The 19267-nt window shown below is 50.5% G+C and carries 15 protein-coding genes and 1 pseudogene; 6 read left to right on the top strand and 10 right to left on the bottom strand.

Features of this window, described 5'->3' with window-relative positions; translation table 11 throughout:
* Positions 1-87: 87 nt before the first annotated feature.
* The 5 genes and pseudogenes from ligA to HQ393_RS18085 all read right to left on the bottom strand — a co-directional run.
* The gene (ligA, locus tag HQ393_RS03065; RefSeq protein WP_179357398.1) at positions 88-2487 is read right to left on the bottom strand and encodes an NAD-dependent DNA ligase LigA; all 2400 of its coding nucleotides are present in this window, start codon (positions 2485-2487) and stop codon (positions 88-90) included.
* Positions 2488-2599: 112 nt separating this feature from the next.
* Entirely contained in the window at positions 2600-3928 is a 1329-nt protein-coding gene (locus HQ393_RS03060; protein ID WP_179357397.1) for a cell division protein ZipA C-terminal FtsZ-binding domain-containing protein, read from the bottom strand.
* Positions 3929-4063: 135 nt separating this feature from the next.
* Entirely contained in the window at positions 4064-5221 is a 1158-nt protein-coding gene (apbC, locus tag HQ393_RS03055) for an iron-sulfur cluster carrier protein ApbC (protein ID WP_179357396.1), read from the bottom strand.
* Between the two features lie 40 nt (positions 5222-5261).
* Positions 5262-6665 carry a BamA/TamA family outer membrane protein gene (locus HQ393_RS18090; protein ID WP_438833120.1) on the bottom strand — a complete coding sequence of 468 codons (1404 nt, stop codon included), beginning with the start codon at positions 6663-6665 and terminating at the stop codon, positions 5262-5264.
* Between the two features lie 171 nt (positions 6666-6836).
* A pseudogene (locus HQ393_RS18085) lies at positions 6837-7373 on the bottom strand (patatin-like phospholipase family protein); the annotation flags it as partial.
* Between the two features lie 149 nt (positions 7374-7522).
* Between HQ393_RS18085 and HQ393_RS03045 the strand changes: the two are divergent.
* A complete protein-coding gene (locus HQ393_RS03045; protein ID WP_179357394.1) occupies positions 7523-8182 on the top strand; it encodes a glycerophosphodiester phosphodiesterase in 660 nt (219 codons plus the stop codon).
* 90 nt (positions 8183-8272) lie between these two features.
* Here the strand turns inward: HQ393_RS03045 and HQ393_RS03040 are convergent, their stop codons facing one another.
* Positions 8273-10558 (bottom strand): Tex family protein, encoded by a 2286-nt coding sequence (locus tag HQ393_RS03040; protein ID WP_179357393.1) that lies wholly within the window; start codon positions 10556-10558, stop codon positions 8273-8275.
* Between the two features lie 102 nt (positions 10559-10660).
* Between HQ393_RS03040 and HQ393_RS03035 the strand changes: the two genes are divergently transcribed.
* The 5 genes from HQ393_RS03035 to HQ393_RS17870 all read left to right on the top strand — a co-directional run bounded on the left by HQ393_RS03035 (position 10661) and on the right by HQ393_RS17870 (position 14079).
* Complete coding sequence (locus HQ393_RS03035) at positions 10661-11431, top strand: ParA family protein (protein WP_179357392.1); 771 nt, start codon at positions 10661-10663, stop codon at positions 11429-11431.
* Positions 11432-11492: 61 nt separating this feature from the next.
* Positions 11493-12392, top strand: coding sequence for a flagellar filament capping protein FliD (locus HQ393_RS03030; protein WP_179357391.1), 900 nt, complete (start codon positions 11493-11495; stop codon positions 12390-12392).
* 69 nt (positions 12393-12461) lie between these two features.
* Entirely contained in the window at positions 12462-12941 is a 480-nt protein-coding gene (locus tag HQ393_RS03025; RefSeq protein WP_179357390.1) for a hypothetical protein, read from the top strand.
* Positions 12932-13888, top strand: coding sequence for a hypothetical protein (locus HQ393_RS03020; protein WP_179357389.1), 957 nt, complete (start codon positions 12932-12934; stop codon positions 13886-13888). Before HQ393_RS03025 ends, HQ393_RS03020 begins: the two co-directional genes overlap by 10 nt.
* A gap of 56 nt (positions 13889-13944) precedes the next feature.
* On the top strand, positions 13945-14079 hold the full coding sequence (locus HQ393_RS17870) for a hypothetical protein (RefSeq protein WP_281361481.1): 135 nt from the start codon (positions 13945-13947) through the stop codon (positions 14077-14079).
* Between the two features lie 105 nt (positions 14080-14184).
* Here the strand turns inward: HQ393_RS17870 and sucD are convergent, their stop codons facing one another.
* The 4 genes from sucD to odhB form a co-directional block, all read right to left on the bottom strand.
* Complete coding sequence (gene sucD, locus HQ393_RS03015; RefSeq protein WP_179357388.1) at positions 14185-15069, bottom strand: succinate--CoA ligase subunit alpha; 885 nt, start codon at positions 15067-15069, stop codon at positions 14185-14187.
* 21 nt (positions 15070-15090) lie between these two features.
* Positions 15091-16260 (bottom strand): ADP-forming succinate--CoA ligase subunit beta, encoded by a 1170-nt coding sequence (sucC, locus tag HQ393_RS03010; RefSeq protein WP_179357387.1) that lies wholly within the window; start codon positions 16258-16260, stop codon positions 15091-15093.
* A gap of 252 nt (positions 16261-16512) precedes the next feature.
* Positions 16513-17946, bottom strand: coding sequence for a dihydrolipoyl dehydrogenase (lpdA, locus tag HQ393_RS03005; protein ID WP_179357386.1), 1434 nt, complete (start codon positions 17944-17946; stop codon positions 16513-16515).
* A gap of 96 nt (positions 17947-18042) precedes the next feature.
* Complete coding sequence (gene odhB, locus HQ393_RS03000; protein ID WP_179357385.1) at positions 18043-19227, bottom strand: 2-oxoglutarate dehydrogenase complex dihydrolipoyllysine-residue succinyltransferase; 1185 nt, start codon at positions 19225-19227, stop codon at positions 18043-18045.
* Positions 19228-19267 lie beyond the last annotated feature (40 nt).

The following is a 19267-nucleotide window of genomic DNA, read 5'->3' as shown; positions in this document are numbered from 1 at the left end:
AGGTTGACACCCAACAAATACTCCTTGCAGGTATAAAAGCACCGACCACTAATTTATTGAACCACAACCATATACCCACCTAAAAACTTAACTCCCCAGCAATGCCAGCAAAGCTGCTTCATCCAAAACAGCAATACCCAGCTCAGTAGCTTTATCCAATTTACTACCCGCCGCTTCGCCCGCCACGACATAATCGGTCTTCTTCGACACACTGCCCGACACCTTGCCGCCAGCGGCTTCAATCAAAGCTTTGGCCTCATCTCGCCCCAAGGTTGGCAGCGTCCCCGTTAGCACCAGCGTTTTCCCCGTCAACACCCCCTGCGCAGCGGCGCTTTCGGCTGGGATTTCACTCAGCCATGCCTCACGCAAGCGATCAAGCTGCGCCAAAGTGCTTGGATTTGCTAGCAGCCAAGCGTGCAGCGATTGCGCCAACTCCAAAGGCAAGCCTGCGTCTAGCAGGCGGCCTAGGCTAAATTCATACAACGCGGCTAATTGATTAATCCCGCTGACAATCTGTGTGCAACGGGTCAGCGTCAATTTAGGAATATCCAGCGCGGCCAATATCGCCGCCAACGTCAACCGCTCGCGCAACGCTGGATGCGGTGCACGCTCACCTTGCGGCACCACACCACTGGCGAGCAATTGTGCGATCACCGTGCGGTTATGTTCTTCGGCAAAAAAATCCGCAATTGCAATTGCAACCGTCGCGCCAATATCAGGCAACAAACGCAGAATCGCGGCGGGTGCCGTTTGGATTTTTTCGAGACTACCCAAATAGTCCGCCAAGGTTTTTGATGTCGACTCGCCAACATGACGAATCCCGAGCGAGAACACCAAGCGCGCCAATGGCGGCTTGCGGCTTGCCTCAATCGCCGCTAACAAGTTTTCGGCCCATTTGGTCGTGACCTGCCCAGCTTTCACCGTTTCTGGCACTGTCCCATCGCGCTCATCGGCTTGACGCTTCATTTCCAGAAAATCGTGCAAGGTCAAACGATACAAATCAGCGGGGTTATGCACGAAATCGAGCTCAACCAACTGATCGATATAGCGCTCACCCAAGCCATCAATATCCATCATGCGGCGACCGGCAAAGTGTTTTAGCGCCTCTTTGCGCTGCGCCGAGCAAAACAGCCCGCCCGTACAACGCACGCGCGCCTCATCGGGCTCGCGCACTGTTTTGCTGCCGCAGACTGGGCAAACGGGGTGCAACTCGAGTATGCGATACGGCCCAAATTGCGGCGTCTCATTGGGCGTAAACAAATCAGCCCCAGGCACAGACACCATCGGGCGGCGCTCTAGCACCACCGAAACCACTTCGGGAATCACATCGCCCGCGCGACGCACAACCACCGTATCGCCCACGCGCACGTCTTTGCGGTCGATTTCATCTTGGTTGTGCAGTGTCGCGTTCGTGACCGTAACACCACCGACAAAAACTGGCGCAAGTCGCGCGACCGGCGTGAGTGAACCGGTGCGCCCCACTTGAATATCAATGGCTTCAACCGTGGTTAAGGCCTCTTGCGCGGGATATTTATGCGCCACAGCCCAGCGCGGCTCGCGGGTGCGAAAACCCAACTCAGCCTGCAAAGCGAGCGAATTAACCTTGTAAACGACACCGTCAATATCAAATGGCAATTCATCACGCAATGCACCAACTTTGGCATGAAATTGCGCCAAGCCATCGCCACCAGTCACCACGGCACGCACGTCGCAAATTGGAAAACCAAATTCAGCCAAGCTATCCAAGATACCCGCATGGGTATCAGGCGCAGCATCCCATGCAGATACGTCCCCAAGCCCATACCCAAAAAAAGATAAAGGGCGCTGCGCAGCGATTGCAGGGTCAAGCTGACGCACTGCGCCTGCTGCCGTATTGCGCGGATTCACAAAAGTTTTCTCGCCTGCAGCAAGTTGCTTTTCATTGAGGCGCTGAAAATCATCCCGGCGCATATACACTTCACCGCGCACTTCGAGCAATGGCGGCGGAGCGCCCTTCAAACGCAAAGGAATCTGACCAATCGTGCGAATATTTTGCGTCACATCTTCACCGGTCGCGCCATCTCCGCGCGTTGCGGCCTGCACCAGCACGCCATTTTCGTAGCGCAGATTGATTGCCAAGCCATCAAATTTCAACTCAGCGGCATACTCAACGGGCGGCTCGATCGCAAGCAAATCCAGCTCTTTGCGCACCGACGCATCAAAGGAGAGTGCGCCCTGCTCACTCACATCGGTTTCGGTGCGGATCGAGAGCATCGGCACTGCATGCACCACAGCATCAAATTGCGGCAATGGCTGACCACCCACGCGCAAAGTGGGCGAATCGGCTGTTTGCAACTCAGGATGCGCCAGCTCCAAAGCTTGCAATTCGCGAAACAAGCGATCGTACTCAGCATCGGGCACGCTGGGCGCATCGAGGACATAGTATTCATGCGCGTAGCGATTTAAGAGCTCACGCAATTGTGCGGCTTGAGTTTGAATATCGGCCATCGAGATTATCCTGCGCCGCACTGCACGGCGAAATGTTCAAATACACTTTTCAAAGTTTCAAATACAAACGCCGCTTCAAAGAAGCGGCGCTATCAACGGCCTGCGAGCTTGATTAGGCAAACAAACGCAATGCCGCCACGGAGCCAGGCGCGATACCACGATCATCCATGCTGGCATACAAATCAGCCAGTTGCCGACGGATATTGGCCAAGCTTTGCGCATTAAGCGCTTTGCCATTGTCATCGACCAAATCAAGCGCCAAGGCTTGCGACAGACTTTGGGCAAATTCGGTCAAATAATCAAACACGGCAATGCCACCTGCCACGCGCGGCACATCAAACAATAAGGTCAGCCCTTTCGATGTCGCCATCAAAGGCGTTTGATCCTGATTGGCCAGCACAAACAGTGTTTTGCCTGAATCACTACGGTATTGGAAAGTACCATCGTTGGCGCGCACCATGCCGGCGTTTTCCGCATGCAGGCGCACTTTTTCCATCGGGATCGGGCGAACACCAGCGGGGATATTCAAACCGATCAATACATCCACCGATGCACAGAAATCATCCAGCTCACGCGCAGCACTTAATTTGCTAGAGCGCTGCGGGAAAGTCACCAAGGCCTCATGATCATCGGCAAACTGCTGCACAGCCATGCAAAAGGCGTTGAGCGATTCTTGAGTAATCGGCCCTTGACGATCGGCCATTTGCATCCCAACTCGCAACTCAAGATAACGATTGCGACTGGTCGAATTGACCGCCTCCCACTGATCAAGCTGATTCAAGCCAATCACTTGAATACGCTTAGTCGCCGGAAATGGTGGCACTTCAGCGGCAGCAATGGCCTGCCCCGCATGAACTTCCGCAATAAAATCGAGCGCAGGATCGATCAGGCTAGAAACGAGTAAATTATCATCTTCAGCTTCAAATACGGGCTTACTGATCGCAGCATCCACAGTGGCCGCTGACATTTTTGGCTCACTAGCAACAAAGCGCGGAGCTTCTTCTACCTCACGCACTGCTGTTGGGGTATAGGCTGTAGATTGAGGTGATTCTTGCGGTTTAGATGCATACGCCATGCGGTATGAAGGCGGCAGATCAGGAATATCATCTGGCATGTCTTCGTCATAGCGCACCGCTGGCGCTGCGGGTGGCGCAAACTCGGGCACATCATATTCAGGCGTTGATGCACTTACTGCGTCTTCCAGCGTTGCCGGGCCCGCGGTCACATCCACTTTAGGGGCATCAAATACCGGTTCCAAACGCTGCGCATCGCCTTTGCGAACCATGTTTTTTGGCGCATTAATCAGTACATCGTCCTGATTACGGGCAAAGGCCTTATTGGCCTGCTTTTTATAACGGTATTCCTGCCACCAGTTATAAACGCTTACTGCACCAACAAAAACGCCGGCAGCGATCAACGAACCTAATTGAAACTCGGTCATCGTAATCTATGTCTCTACTAAACTCATGATTGAGTATGTCTTATTCTTCCTTGCCATTTCACAGCAAGGCGCTCGCTCCAAGCATACCAGACTTGGAGCATACAGTGCTTTTCTTGAATATTACACACAATGAAATCAAGTATTTTGGATCACAATTTTTGGAAATTTGCTGGAAAAATCCTGTGATTTGGCAGCCACTTTAACGGCAACCTTACGCGCGATGGCTTTATAAATCGCCGCAATTTCGCCATCAGGCTCGGCCACCACACTGGGTTTGCCAGCATCCGTATTCAAACGAATGGACAAGTCCAAGGGTAATTTACCAATTAATTCAGTACCATAGTCGGCACTCATCTTGGCACCGCCGCCCTCACCAAAGATCGGCTCGATATGGCCGCAATTACTGCACACATGCATGCTCATATTTTCAACAATCCCCAAAATGGGCACGCCGACCTTCTCAAACATTTTCAGACCTTTGCGTGCATCGAGCAGCGCAATATCCTGTGGCGTTGTTACAATAACCGCCCCCGTCACAGGCACTTTTTGCGACAAGGTCAGTTGAATATCACCCGTGCCAGGTGGCAGATCGATCACCAAGTAATCCAATTCACCCCATAAAGTGTCATTGAGTAATTGGGTCAAAGCCTGCGTGACCATCGGGCCGCGCCACACCATCGGTTGCTCTGGGTCGATCAAAAAACCAATCGACATATTCATCACACCGTACTTTTCAATCGGTTTGATGTATTTATTGTCGATGGATTCTGGATGAAGATCGGCCACGCCCATCATCGTGGGCTGGCTTGGGCCGTAAATATCAGCATCGAGCAAACCCACTTTTGCGCCTTCCGCAGCCAAAGCCAGCGCCAAATTAACCGAAGTCGTAGATTTACCCACGCCACCTTTGCCTGAAGCGACAGCAATAATATTTTTGACTCCTTTTTGCAAAGGAATGCCTCGCGCCACTGCGTGCGCAGTAATGACGCTACTCACCTTCACCGCCACTGATTTCACACCAGATATTTGCGACAATGCGGCAACAATCTGCGCCTCACGCGCAGCAAACTGGCTTTGGGCCGGATAACCTAAAATCAAATCAAGGCTAATTGCACCGTCTGAATTGACGAGGTTTTTGACGTTTTTACTAGTCAAATAATCTTTTCCAGTATCGGGATCAATCAAAGCAGCCAAAACATTTTTTACTTCATCCAGCAAGAGATCAACCACGGCATCATTTCCTAATTTTTCTTGTTTGGACTCTACGCCAAACAGTTTACCAAATAGCTTCATCAACAATAACTCAATACAATCTATCAATTAATAGAATTAATTAAAACTGTTTCCCCAACATAAAATACGCACTCCACGTTTCATTATTACCGTACGATGCCCCCAGATAAATAGGACCGAGATAACTATCGTAGGCAATATAAGCAGTCGCAGACAAATTAATATCTTGATATTGAGCCGTATTTAACTTATCAAATACCTTCCCTGCTTCAAGTGCAACACCCCAATAACCACTCGAGAGCCACGCCATGGTCTGATAATATTGTGCGGACGCATACAAATATTTATCCGTCAGTAATTCCTGATATTTAAAACTAGATAAATTCAAAAACCCACCGAGCCATTTAACATCTGCATAAAATGGAATATCGCCGGTATAAACTTGGCCACGCACGGTAAACAGCGACGTCCCCGAACTTGTTGGCACTGCAGCTTTAAACTCACCCGATATACGCCCATACTCGTTAATCTGCTTGTCATTTGCAATCGAGGCATAGGCATCTAATTTGAGATATTGCCCTTCTTTCGGAAAGAAATAATTATCTAGCTGATCAAACAGCAAAGCCGCATTAACACCATAATCAGTCGCATTGCCTGTACTGAGCACCGGAGGCCCAACATCTTGAGTCATTTTATATTTATTAGCGCTAACACCAACTCGCAATTCACCAAATTTGCTTACTGTAGAACCAAGATCGACTCCCAAGGAAGATGTCGCATATTTGAATGTTGCATACTGCGTCTTGTCAAACCAAAGCGAAAGCGGCTCTTCATTATAAGAAAGATAAGGCGCAATAAAGAGCAAACCATCTAATCGTAGTGGTTGATAAAATTCTGTTTTAAATTCTTGTGAAGAACCAATCGTCAAATTAGTTTTCCATTCCGCACCTAAGCTATTTATCCAGGTACGGCGATACAGAGCACTAATATTCCAAGGCGTAGAGCCTTCAAAATCTGTACCAAAACTGAGACCTAAATTTAGATAATTAGGCCCCCATGATTTCTCAATGGGTCGCACGATTAAATCAGATGAGTGATCATTGCGAATCAATTCATAATCAAGTTGGCTAAAATCGCCCCCTGCATATACTTTTTCGAGTTTTTGATGAAATTGCGGTAAATCAAGCGGTTTGCCCGTTGAAACATCTAGGACACTTTCAATGACTTCTGGATTGACCCGCTTAACGCCCACAATCGCTTCAGTGGCAATCGGCAAATTGACTAAATGTTTTTCGGTTCTCGATTTGCTCCATTGTGCAAATTGTTCAGGTGTCACGGCATATCGTTGTAGTTTGGGCAGGATGGCCAAAGCCGCTTCTTGCCCCAATTGGATAAATTCTTCCGATTTTTTGAAATCAGCCGACGAGAGATCACCTAGTTTAGGCGTAATTAAAACGTCTTTTTCTGTTAGACTCTCCAATTGCGGCTTGACGTTTTGAATCATCATCAGCCGGGTATATTGATCAGCTACGGCAAAAATATTACTGATCTGATCTTTTTTGAGCGGAGGCGATCCCACATCGATAGCGATGACAACATCCGCACAAGTTTCTCGGGCCACATCAACCGGTACATTTCGCACCAAGCCGCCATCAACGAGAATATGATCACCTTGAATGACTGCGGGAAAAAGTCCAGGCACGGCCATACTTGAACGCATCGCGGTGACCAAATCACCATCCTTGAACACGACCATTTCGCCATTTACCAGATCGGTCGATACCGCACGATAAGGTAATGCCAACTGATCAAAATCTTTCACCGTACCGGCATACGTCAAGTCACGTAAGAAAAATTCGATTTTCTGCGTGCTAATCGCGGCATCAGGAAATTTGATCGCAAAATTATCACTCAGGCCTAATTCCAGTTTCATCAAGGCTAATTGATCGTCACTTTTACGACGAATTGAATTAACCTGCCGGGGCAATGAAGACGATAGCAAATCATCCCAATTGGCCGCTTTAATCCGCGCAGCCATATCGGCAGTGGTGCGGCCTGAAGCATATGCCGCACCAACAAGTGAACCAATACTTGTCCCCACGACGCAATCGACAGGAATATTGTTTTCTTCGAGCACCTTCAGCACGCCAATATGCGCAAAACCGCGAGCGCCACCACCACCGAGGACCAAACCAACGCGCGGCCGAGGCTTCACTTCTTCAGCGTGAGTGAGCCCCAGTGAAAATGCCAGCAGTGAGATTATTGCAGTGCGTAAAAATGGGTACCGAGAGCGCATGTTTTGTCTCTAAAATGAGTGTGTATTTGATATAGCAACCATCAACCGAAGTGTACCCGAAAACTATGCACCTGATTGCGCACCGTGGGCTCCACCATCAGCATCCAGAAAATACGATTGCCGCTTTTGCTGCGGCTAAAACAATTGGTTTTCATGGTTTTGAAACCGATGTCCGTATCGATCTGAATCATACGGCGATCCTTTTTCATGATCGTGTTGCCAAAAATGGTGTTGCAGTACAACAACTGAGCCGGGAGGCGCTTAGCCAAATTCAAGGTTATGAAGTGCCGACGCTGGCCGAAGCACTTCTCGCCTTTCCAGATGCGTATTGGAATATCGAACTCAAATCGCGTGATTGTCTCGCCGAAGCAATGCGCGTATTGCAGGCTTTACCGCAGTTAGCTAATGCGCTGATTAGTTCATTCCATCATCCACTCGCACTCGCTGCGTCGCAACAATCAGCCTACGATTGCGCATTACTTTTGGCGCACACGCCCCATTCATTGGCGTTTCTAGAGCGCCTGCGCCAAGATGCAAGGCAATTGAATCATCTGGTTTTGGATTATGAAATTTGCCATCCCGAATTGATCGAGCAATGCACCCAACTGGGATTCAAAATTTGGATCTATGGCGCTAGCAACCACGCCGAACATCAACAGCTGATTACGTGGGGAATCGACGGCGTAATTTCGGATCACCCCCAGCACTTGGGGTTAAGCGTCTAACCCCGACCTCATACATCAAGGGTGTATTGCCATCAAATCAATTTAAATATTGAACTTCATGGCAATACCCCTTGGTTTCTTTATTTCTTTTTATTTCTTTAGCTTCAAGCCGGCAAAAGCATTTGCCATAGCACTGGGCTCGCTCGGCTTTTGTTGCGTAGCATGCCGCGCTACTTGCGGCTTAGGCGCGGCCGCTTTGACGGGTGTTTCATCATTCAAACGCATCGTCAGCGCAATGCGCTTGCGCGGCACATCGACTTCAAGCACTTTGACCTTCACCACTTGCCCAGCTTTCACCACTGAATGTGGGTCTTTGACGAAGGTATTGGCCAACATCGAAATATGCACCAAGCCATCCTGATGCACGCCAACATCAACAAAGGCGCCAAAATTAGTGACATTACTCACCACGCCTTCTAATACCATCCCGATTTGCAGATCGTTGATTTTTTCGATGCCCGCGGCAAAAGTCGCTGTTTTAAACTCAGGGCGCGGGTCGCGACCGGGCTTTTCCAATTCCGCCAAAATATCTTTTACCGTCGGCAAACCAAATTGCGCATCGACTAGTACTTCAGGTTGCACCGCTTGCAATGCCGCGCGATCACCCATTGTGCTGCGCAAATCTTTGCCTAATGTTTGCAGTAGCTTTTCTACCACCGGATATGCTTCAGGGTGTACCGCTGAGGCGTCGAGTGGATTATCGCCATTCATAATCCGCAAAAAACCCGCTGCCAGCTCGAAAGTTTTACCGCCCAAGCGCGGCACTTTCAGCAAAGCTTTGCGGTTTTTGAACGCGCCATACTCATCACGGTATGCAACTACATTGATTGCTAATACTGGGCTTAGGCCCGATACCCTTGATAGCAATGCGGCTGAGGCGGTATTGACATCCACGCCGACGGCATTGACGCAATCTTCCACCACTGCATCAAGCATACGCGCCAGCTCATTCTGATTTACATCGTGCTGGTATTGGCCGACACCGATCGATTTAGGGTCGATTTTGACCAACTCGGCCAGCGGGTCTTGTAGCCGACGTGCAATCGACACGGCGCCGCGAATCGACACATCCAGCTCGGGAAACTCTTTGGCCGCCAATTCCGACGCCGAATACACCGAAGCCCCCGCCTCAGACACGACGACTTTCGTTGGTTTTTTATTCTCAATCATCGTAATCAGCTCGGTCGCGAGCTGTTCGGTTTCACGGCTGGCCGTGCCATTGCCAATCGCGATTAACTCAACGCCATGCTGATCGCACAGCATTTTGAGCGTATGCAGCGACTTATCCCAATCGCGTCGCGGTTCGTGCGGGTAGATCGTATCAGTGGCCAGCAATTTACCCGTCGCGTCGACCACCGCCACTTTCACACCCGTACGCAAGCCCGGATCAAGCCCCAAGGTGCAACGTGGGCCAGCCGGAGCGGCCAATAGCAGATCTTTAAGGTTGCGCGAGAACACTTTGATCGCATCGAGCTCAGCGCGCTCGCGTGCGCTGCTCAGTAATTCATTTTCCAGCGACACGCCCAATTTGCTTCGCCATGCAGCGCGGACGGCATCGCCGAGCCAGCCTTCCGAGTGATTGGCGCTAATTCCGACGTGCCGCGCTATCTTCTCTTCGGCCGTGCTCCAGATTTTACTGCGAGCACCGTTTTCGATTTCTTCGGGCAATTGAATGCCAATGCTTAAGAATTTTTCATTCGCGCCGCGCAACACAGCCAGCACGCGATGTGATGGCATCGCCGCCCATTTTTCGCTGAAATCAAAATAATCGCTAAATTTGGCCCCAGCGTTTTCCTGCCCTTTCACCACTTTACTGGTGACTAAACCATTACTTTGCAAATGGCTGCGTAGCTGACCAATCAGCGCCGCATCTTCGCCCCAGCTTTCGAGCAAGATGGCTTTCACGCCTTCCAACACGGCCTTGGTATCGGCAAAACCTTCGCAGACAAAATTCGCGGCGAGTTTTTCTGGGTCTTGTTGAGGATTTTTTAACAATGACTCAGCCAGCACGGCTAAGCCCGCCTCACGTGCAATTTGCGCCTTGGTACGGCGTTTTTGTTTATACGGCAAGTACAGGTCTTCCAGCGCCTGTTTATTATCGGCCCCAGCCAATTGAGCACGCAGCGCAGCGGTCAGCTGACCTTGCTCGTCAATCGCCGCAATAATCGCAGCACGTCGATCGTCTAATTCTCGCAGGTAGCGCAGGCGTTCGTTAAGCAGCCGCAATTGCCCATCATCCAGACCGCCTGTCACCTCTTTACGATAGCGGGCAATAAACGGTACGGTCGCACCTTCATCGAGCAAAGCAATGGCAGCGTTGACTTGCGCGGGTTTGCATTGCAGCTCTTGGGCTAGGCGGAGGCTGATATTGGTCATGGACTGTACTCACAATAAAACGGTGGGGCATTGTACTCATACCATCGCCAGCACGTCATGGCATAATCGTTGTCCGCAGTAGGAAATAAAGACGGTGTTCAGATGACGGTAATTGCAGTGTTTAACCAAAAAGGCGGTGTGGGTAAAACCACGGTCACTGCCAACCTGGCCGCCACGCTGGTACAAAATGGCATTGCGCCACTGGTGATTGACCTTGATCCCCAAGCTCACCTGACCGCCACCTGGGGGCTCACCCCCAAAGCCAGCCAAACGATGTATCGCTTTTATCAAGGTACAGCGCCACTCACCGATCTGATTCAAACCTCGGGCCCAGGCATTCACTTTATTCCCTCGCATCTGGAATTAGCGCGGGTCGATTCGCAATTGGTACGCCATCGCGATCACCTCTGGCGCTTAAAGCTCGCACTAGAAGCCGAAATGCTGGCCGGTAGTGGCACGCCTATCATCATCGATTGCAGCCCAATGTTAGGGGTATTGTCGTTTTCAGCCTTGCTGGCTGCGGACTTGGTGCTGATACCCGTCGCTGCAGAATATCTGGCGCTCAATGGCGCGTGCATGTTGGAGCGCACTTTATTTGGGCTGGAAAAATTTGATCGTCGCCGCGAGCGGCGCTACTTGGTCAATCGCTTCAAAGCCGGCCATGAAACGCACGAAAAAGTCCACGCTCAACTGCAAAAGCACTTTCCCCGCGAATTGCTCAACACCATCATTCATGAAAATGACGACATCATGGCCGCCGTTGGCGACAACCTCGATGTATTCAGTTACGCGCCCGATAGCTCAGCCGGTACCGACTTTAGCTTTTTGCTCGATGAACTGATTGAAAAAGGCCTGATCGCCATCGAAGAATAATGCCTGCCCAGCTGGTCTAAAATTTGCTTTAATGACATGACGACCCAGCGGGAGCAAGCTGATGAGTATCAATACGCACGATCTCAAGCAACTGGCGCAGCAAATCGCGCTATTCAAAACCCAAACTGTCAGCGCGCTAGCAAAACCACAGCAAGCCTTTGACATTGCCAGCTTGGCCAGTGGGTATCTGGCTACACAGCAATCAGGTCAAGTTGCCGCAAGCAATACCACCACCGGTATATCGGCGACCAGCACAATCAACTCAATAGGCCGTAATCTCGCGCTGCCCGACCCCGAAAGCGCCTATCAAATGATGTCGTATATCAATCAGCTGGGCGTGATTTACCCCGCGCAGTCGGCGCGCTTGAGCGATATGCAAACCGGTGTGGACGAGCTGGCACAGGCGGCAACATCACTCAGTAAAATCGACGCGACGGCAGACTTTGCCAGCGTGAAGACGCAATTACAAAATCTGGCCGATCAATACAATCAATGGCGACGCAATTTTGACGCCGACCTGCAAGACCCCGAGATACTGGCGAGCACGCAAGCGGCGCAAGTGGCCCGCTATGAACTGGCCCAAAGCATCGCCAGCCCGTTTCACGGCGCGCAGCAAGGCATTCAGGGTATGGCAGTGCTGGGGCTAACGATTGACCCTGTCACCAATATGGCGCAGCTTGATACACAAAAATTAAGCGCGCTCTGGCAGCAACAACCCGCCGCCGCAGCCGCAGCGGTCAGCGACTTTGCCAGCCATTTTGCCCACAGTGCCACACTACTCACCGAGCAAAATAATTTCTTCGCCAAGCAGCAAGCCAATCTGGCCAAGGTGATTAACTATATGGACAGCAACAAAACCAAATTGCAGCAGGAATTTGGATTAGGCGATCCGCCACAAGTATCAGCCAAGCTCGCGCAAGCGTTCGCAGATTATCAACGTCGACAACAGCACACTCAGTAAGGCTTAAATTTAATCCAGCCTTCGATTACGGCATAATTGCAACATTTCTTACTCAATCCCTTTGATGTTATGACTAGATTGGTCGGCATTGGCCGCGCTGTGGGCGTACTATTTTTCAGCGCCGTACTGGCGGGCTGCGTCAATTACGGTGAGTTTCAGCGCTTCAAGCAGCTCAATTATGGCTATGGCTACTACACCGGCTACTCAGTGAAGGCGGTTACGACTGAAGGGACGAACCGCTACGTGATTTACTACTTGGGCGGCACGATGGCCACGGGGCGCAATTGGCTGGATTTTTATACGCTCGTGGGCGCATTTGAAACCGGACAGCGTCTTGGGTTTCAGTGCATGGATGTGCGCTGGAAAGGTGGCTACCAGCCCTTGCAACTCGCAGACGGCCCACCTACGGCTTGGCGCACGATTGAATATCGCACTGAACCTTGCCTGAGTAATCCAGCGCAAAAAGTCTACGCGATCAGTGATTTACCCCAAATTCTGCGCCAAGGTGTGCGCACTGTTGATATTGAAGCGAGCCAAACATGGGACTAAATATCATGCTGGTCAGTATGCTGCTGACCGTATCTAGCGTGGCCTCAGCGGGGCTCTTGAATGCTTTTCGCGGTGATCCACCAGTGCCTAAAGGTGTACTCAAGGTGGTCGACTTTCCGCGAGATGGACTTTGTTTCTGGCTGGATGATCAAACGATACTGTGTAGCCATCAGCGCAGGCATATGAATTTAGCTGGTGATCCTTTCGAACGCGTGTTAGTTGAACATAGGCTTAATGAAGGCAAAGAGATACTGCATGAAAATATCACAGGGGCAATAACTTGCCTCGATCCACGCTCGCGTTGGGTGCAAATCGACCTTGAGAGAAAAGGAATCAAGGGTTATTACGGCGATTTTTATGCTATGGGTATTTGGGGCCAACCGTTGCAGGAATATCAACCTTTTCGCAAGGAAGAACGCCCAGGGTGGATTTCAACTGAATGGGGCTACATCAATCCGTTTTCTTGCCAGTACTATGCAGATCTCCCCAAGTCAGGCTTGGAATACGAGCCCGGTCGGTTTGGTTTGATGCTCTATGAAGATGATGGCGTCTTGTCTAAGGGCGAATGGACAGAGGCTCGCAATTATAAAAAATGGAAGGAAGAAAATCCAAATCCGAAACGGGGCTACACCAAAGTGATGCTGGAAGATGAGCGGGTGAGTAATTCTGCCGCAATTTTCCCGATGCGCTGGCTCAAGCAAGGCTATTTGGTTTTCAATCGTCCTTCAGCAGGCGCCCTTTGGGCCAAAGATAGTCCCCAGCAAGTCTGGTTACTCTCAGAGGGCAAACTGCAGAAACAATTTCCGAGCTCATATCCCGGTAGACCTGAGGGATGGACTCCGGCACAAGGGGGTTATGAGCATTCAGGGAGTCGTTTTCAGCCGATACGAACAGGGATGTTGGAGTCGGTAAATTACCCCCCTTCAAATGGCATGGGCTTTATTTAGCACCGTTTGGTGAAGCCGAGAAAGCCATCAAACTCAGCGATGCGGTAACCAGTAAGATGCTGGTGTCGCCCAACGGCTGCCGCGTGTTATTGGGTATGCAATGGCCCGATTTGGCAGGCAAGCAAGAATATGCAACGGTCAAACTCAAAGTAGTGGATTTTTGTGAGGGTGACGAGCCACCCAAGCAATAGCAGGTATATCTCCACAAGCCGGATACAACATGAGATTCAGCCATATACATCAAGAAAAAAGCCACCCGAAGGTGGCTTTTTATTTAGATCAATTCAGCTAATGAATTAGATCATGCCTTTTGATTTCAGCAATTCAAACATCGTTTTGCCGATTTCAGCTGGGCTGCGTGTGTACGCGATGCCTGCGTTTTCGAAGGCTTTGAATTTCTCTTCAGCAGTACCTTTACCGCCAGAGATGATCGCGCCTGCGTGGCCCATACGTTTGCCTTTAGGCGCAGTAACACCAGCGATGTAACCAACAACAGGCTTAGTCACGTAAGACTTAGCAAATTCAGCCGCTTCTTCTTCGGCAGAACCACCAATCTCACCGATCATTACGATCGCGTCAGTATCAGGATCGTCTTGGAACAGTTTCAGTGCGTCGATGTGGCTCAAACCTGGGATTGGGTCGCCGCCGATACCGATACACGTTGATTGACCCAGACCCAAAGCAGTCGTTTGTGCTACCGCTTCGTAAGTCAATGTACCAGAGCGTGAAACGATACCGATACGACCTGGGTTGTGGATGTGCCAAGGCATAATACCGATCTTGCATTCGCCCGGAGTGATAATACCTGGGCAGTTAGGGCCGATCAGACGGATGCCGGCTTCATCAACCGCTTTTTTCACGTACAGCATGTCAATCGTTGGCACGCCTTCAGTGATACATACGATCAATTTAACGCCTGAATCAACCGCTTCCAAGATTGAGTCTTTTGCGAAGGCAGCAGGTACGTAGATCACAGAAGTGTCAGCTTGAGTCTGAGCGACTGCATCACGCATGGTGTTGAATACTGGCAGGCCAAGGTGCTCTGAGCCGCCTTTACCTGGCGTCACACCGCCAACTACTTTTGTGCCTACTTTCAACGCTTGTTCAGCGTGGAAAGTACCGTTTTTGCCAGTGAAACCTTGCACCAGCACTTTGGTGTCTTTATTTACTAAAACGCTCATTTTTTTTCCTTTGTGCTGAGATTACAAAGCAGCGACCGCAGCTACGATTTTCTCGGCTGCGTCGTTCAGGCCTTGGGCTGAAGTCAGTTTCAGACCTGATTCGTCGAGGATCTTCGCGCCCAATTCGGCATTATTACCTTCCAGACGAACTACCACAGGTACTGTTACGTTGACTTCTTTCACTGCAGCGATGATCGCTTCAGCAATCATGTCGCAACGAACGATACCACCGAAGATATTGATCAACACGCCTTGTACTGATGAATCAGCCAAGATCAGTTTGAACGCTTCGATTACACGCTCTTTGGTTGCGCCGCCACCAACGTCCAAGAAGTTAGCTGGTTGGCCACCTTTGAGTTTGATGATGTCCATAGTGGCCATCGCCAAGCCAGCGCCGTTCACCATACAACCGATATTGCCTTCCAAAGCCACGTAGTTCAGTTCGAACTCAGAAGCTTTTACTTCGCGCTCGTTCTCTTGTGATTTGTCGCGCTGCGCCAGCAATTCTGGGTGACGGAACAGTGCGTTTGAGTCGAGGTTGATTTTGCCGTCAACACAAGCCAATTCGCCGTTTTCACGCAATGCCAATGGGTTTACCTCAAACAAGGCAAAGTCGTTTTCAACGAATGCTTTGTAAGAACCCAAGATCAGGTTAGTAAACGCTGTAACTTGTTTGCCTTCCAGACCCAAAGCAAAAGCGGCTTGACGGCCTTGGAATGGCTGCATGCCTACCAATGGATCAACTTCGATTTTGATGATTTTTTCTGGCGTTTCTTCAGCAACTTTCTCGATCTCAACACCACCTTCAGTTGAAACCATAAATACGATGCGTTGTGAGCTGCGATCTACGACTGCGCCAAGGTACAACTCGCGCTGTACTGGGTACATGTCTTCACATACCAATACGCTGTGAACTGGCTGGCCATCTGCATCAGTTTGATAAGTAACCAAGTTGGTACCGATCAAACGAGTCGCTTCAGCGGCAGCTTCTTCGCGGCTTTTCACCACTTTAACGCCACCCGCTTTACCACGGCCACCGGCGTGAACTTGGGCTTTAACTACGGCAAATTTGCCGCCCAAAGTGTCATAAGCAGCAGCAGCTTCTTCACCAGATGCAGCCAAAATGCCGCGTTGTACTGGCAGACCATATTTAGCCAGCAATTCCTTGGCTTGATACTCGTGCAGATTCATCTCTATTTATCCTTTGTGAGGAGAGTGTTGTAGGGTGGGCAACGAAGTCGCCCACCAATTGGTACCGCATGATGAGTGAGAGCATACACCCTCACCCGCCCTACAAATTTTTACTTTAAGCCGCAAAGATGTTCACGCTAGGCACCGCGCCGCAGACAGTACACCAAGTACGGCAAGGCGCGGTAACGCCGCAGACAGTACACCAAGTACGGCAAGGCGCGGTAACGCCGCGTGGGCATTTTTGCTTAAAACTTAAGAGTGCAGACCGCGTTTATCGCAACCTAGCGCTGCTTCGTGCATCGCTTCAGCCAATGAAGGATGAGCGTGAACGATACGTGCAATGTCTTCAGCCGAAGCGTTAAATTCCATCGCAACCACAGCTTCAGTAATCAACTCAGACGCAAATGGGCCAATGATGTGTACGCCCAAGATACGATCAGTTTTCGCGCAAGCGAGCATTTTAACGAAACCCGCGGTTTCACCCAAGCCAAGCGCACGGCCATTCGGGCCAAATGGGAATTGACCTTTCTTATACTCAACGCCTTCCGCTTTCAATGCCTGCTCGGTTTTACCAACCCAAGCCATTTCTGGGCTGGTGTAGATAACCCAAGGCACGTTGTTAAAGTCGATGTGAGGATGCTGACCTGCGATACGCTCAGCCACAGCCACGCCTTCTTCCGACGCTTTGTGCGCCAGCATCGGACCACGTACTACGTCACCGACCGCCCACAAGTTTGGCAAGCTAGTACGGCAATCGCCGTCCACAATCACATAGCCGCGCTCATCGAGTGGCAAGCCCACTGATTCCGCCGCCAGATTCCAAGTGTTGGGCAAACGACCAATCGACACGATCAGCTTGTCATACACTTCGGTAAAGGCATTGCCTTCCGCGTCGGTGTATTCAACGGTAACGTCGTTTTCACCTTTGGTGATGTTGCCAATTTTCAAACTAGTCTTGATGACCAAGCCCAAATCTTTGGTGAAGATCTTGTGCGCTTCTTTGGCGATCGCTTCGTCAGCGGCCATCAGGAAACCTGGCGCACCTTCCAAAATAGTCACTTCAGAACCCAGACGTTTCCATACCGAGCCCATTTCCAAGCCGATAACGCCCGCGCCGATCACGCCCAAGCGTTTTGGTACGGCAGGAATCGACAGCGCGCCTTCGTTATCGAGAACGAGCACGTTATCAACGGGAGCTTGTGGCAATTGGCGTGGCGTTGAGCCGGTTGCCAAGATGATGTGCGTGGTTTCAACGACTTCAACTTTATCGCCGTCCGCTACTTCAACTTGCCATTTATCACCGTTGCGACCCAAGATCTTGCCGTGGCCGTGCAGGCTGGCGACTTTGTTCTTTTTGAACAGGTAGCCGATACCTTGCGTCAGCTTACTCACGATGCCTTCTTTGCGCGCCAGCATCGTGCCAACATCAAATTTCATGCCTTCAACGGTAATACCGTGTGAAGCAAATTTATGCTCAACACGCTCTACGTTTTCAGATGATTCGAGCAAGGCTTTGGATGGGATACAACCCACGTTCAAGCAAGTACCGCCGAGTGAGGCTTTGCCTTCTTTGTTTTTGAATTCGTCGATACACGCGGTGTTAAAACCCAGCTGTGCTGCGCGAATCGCCGCAACGTAGCCGCCAGGGCCCGCGCCAATTACGATAACGTCAAAAGATTGTGACATTTTAAGTCCTATCTCAACCCACCAACCATGCAATCAATGGGTATATTCATGCAAACAAATGGGTATATGGATTTTATCCACATACCCCACCGTCAATTAGATATCCAACAACAGACGAGCTGGGTCTTCGATCGCGTCTTTGATTGCAACCAGCGACAATACTGCTTCACGGCCGTCGATGATGCGGTGATCGTAAGACTGCGCCAGATACATGATTGGACGAGCAACCACTTGACCGTTTTCAACCACTGCGCGCTCTTTAGTGGCGTGCATACCCAAGATCGCAGCTTGTGGTGGGTTGATAATTGGCGTAGACATCATTGAGCCGAAAGTACCGCCGTTTGATATCGTGTAAGTACCGCCCGTCAACTCTTCAACGCCCAATTTACCTTCTTGCGCGCGTTTACCAAAATCTGCAATCGTTTTCTCGATTTCAGCCAAAGACAATTGGTCTGCGTTACGGATGATAGGTACTACCAAACCGCGTGGGCTACCAACCGCTACGCCGATGTCGAAGTAGCCGTGGTAAACGATGTCGTTGCCATCAACCGATGCGTTCACGATTGGGTATTTTTTCAACGCAGCTACTGCAGCTTTCACGAAGAAGCCCATGAAGCCCAATTTCACGCCGTGGTCTTTCTCGAATTTGTCTTTGTACTTGTTGCGCAAGTCCATCAACGGCTTCATGTTTACTTCGTTGAATGTGGTCAAGATCGCGTTTTGTTGCTGAGATTGCAACAGACGTTCAGCTACACGAGCGCGCAGACGGCTCATTGGAACGCGTTGTTCTGGACGATCGCCCGTTGGCGTTGGTGCAACTGGCGCAGCTGGTTTCGCCAAGTGGTTTTGCACGTCTTCTTTCAATACACGACCACCACGGCCTGTACCAGCGACGTCGTTCACGTTTACACCAGCGTCAGCCGCGATTTTCTTCGCAGCAGGCATCGCGTTCGCGCCACCCGCTGGTGCCGCTTGAACCGCAGCAGCGGCTGGCGCAGCAACTGCTGCAGGAGCGGCTTGTGCTGGCGCAGCGCTGGCTACAGCAGCAGTGTCAATTTTTGCAATCACATCCAAGCTACCCACGGTCGCGCCGTCAGCTTGTACGATTTCAACCAATACGCCGGCTTGTGGCGCTGGGATTTCCAACACGACTTTGTCGGTTTCCAAATCGATCAGGTTTTCGTCGCGAGCAACTGCTTCGCCGACTTTTTTACGCCAAGAAATCAAGGTGGCTTCGGAAACAGATTCTGGCAGCTGAGGTACTAAAACTTCGATGATCATTGAGTTCACTCCAGTCAATTTTAAATTCTTTGTTTTCGTG

The organism is Chitinibacter bivalviorum, assembly GCF_013403565.1.
Classification (GTDB): Bacteria; Pseudomonadota; Gammaproteobacteria; order Burkholderiales; family Chitinibacteraceae; genus Chitinibacter; species Chitinibacter bivalviorum.
Note: the sequence above shows the minus strand (reverse complement) of the source record. Positions and strands in the feature narration are given on the sequence as shown.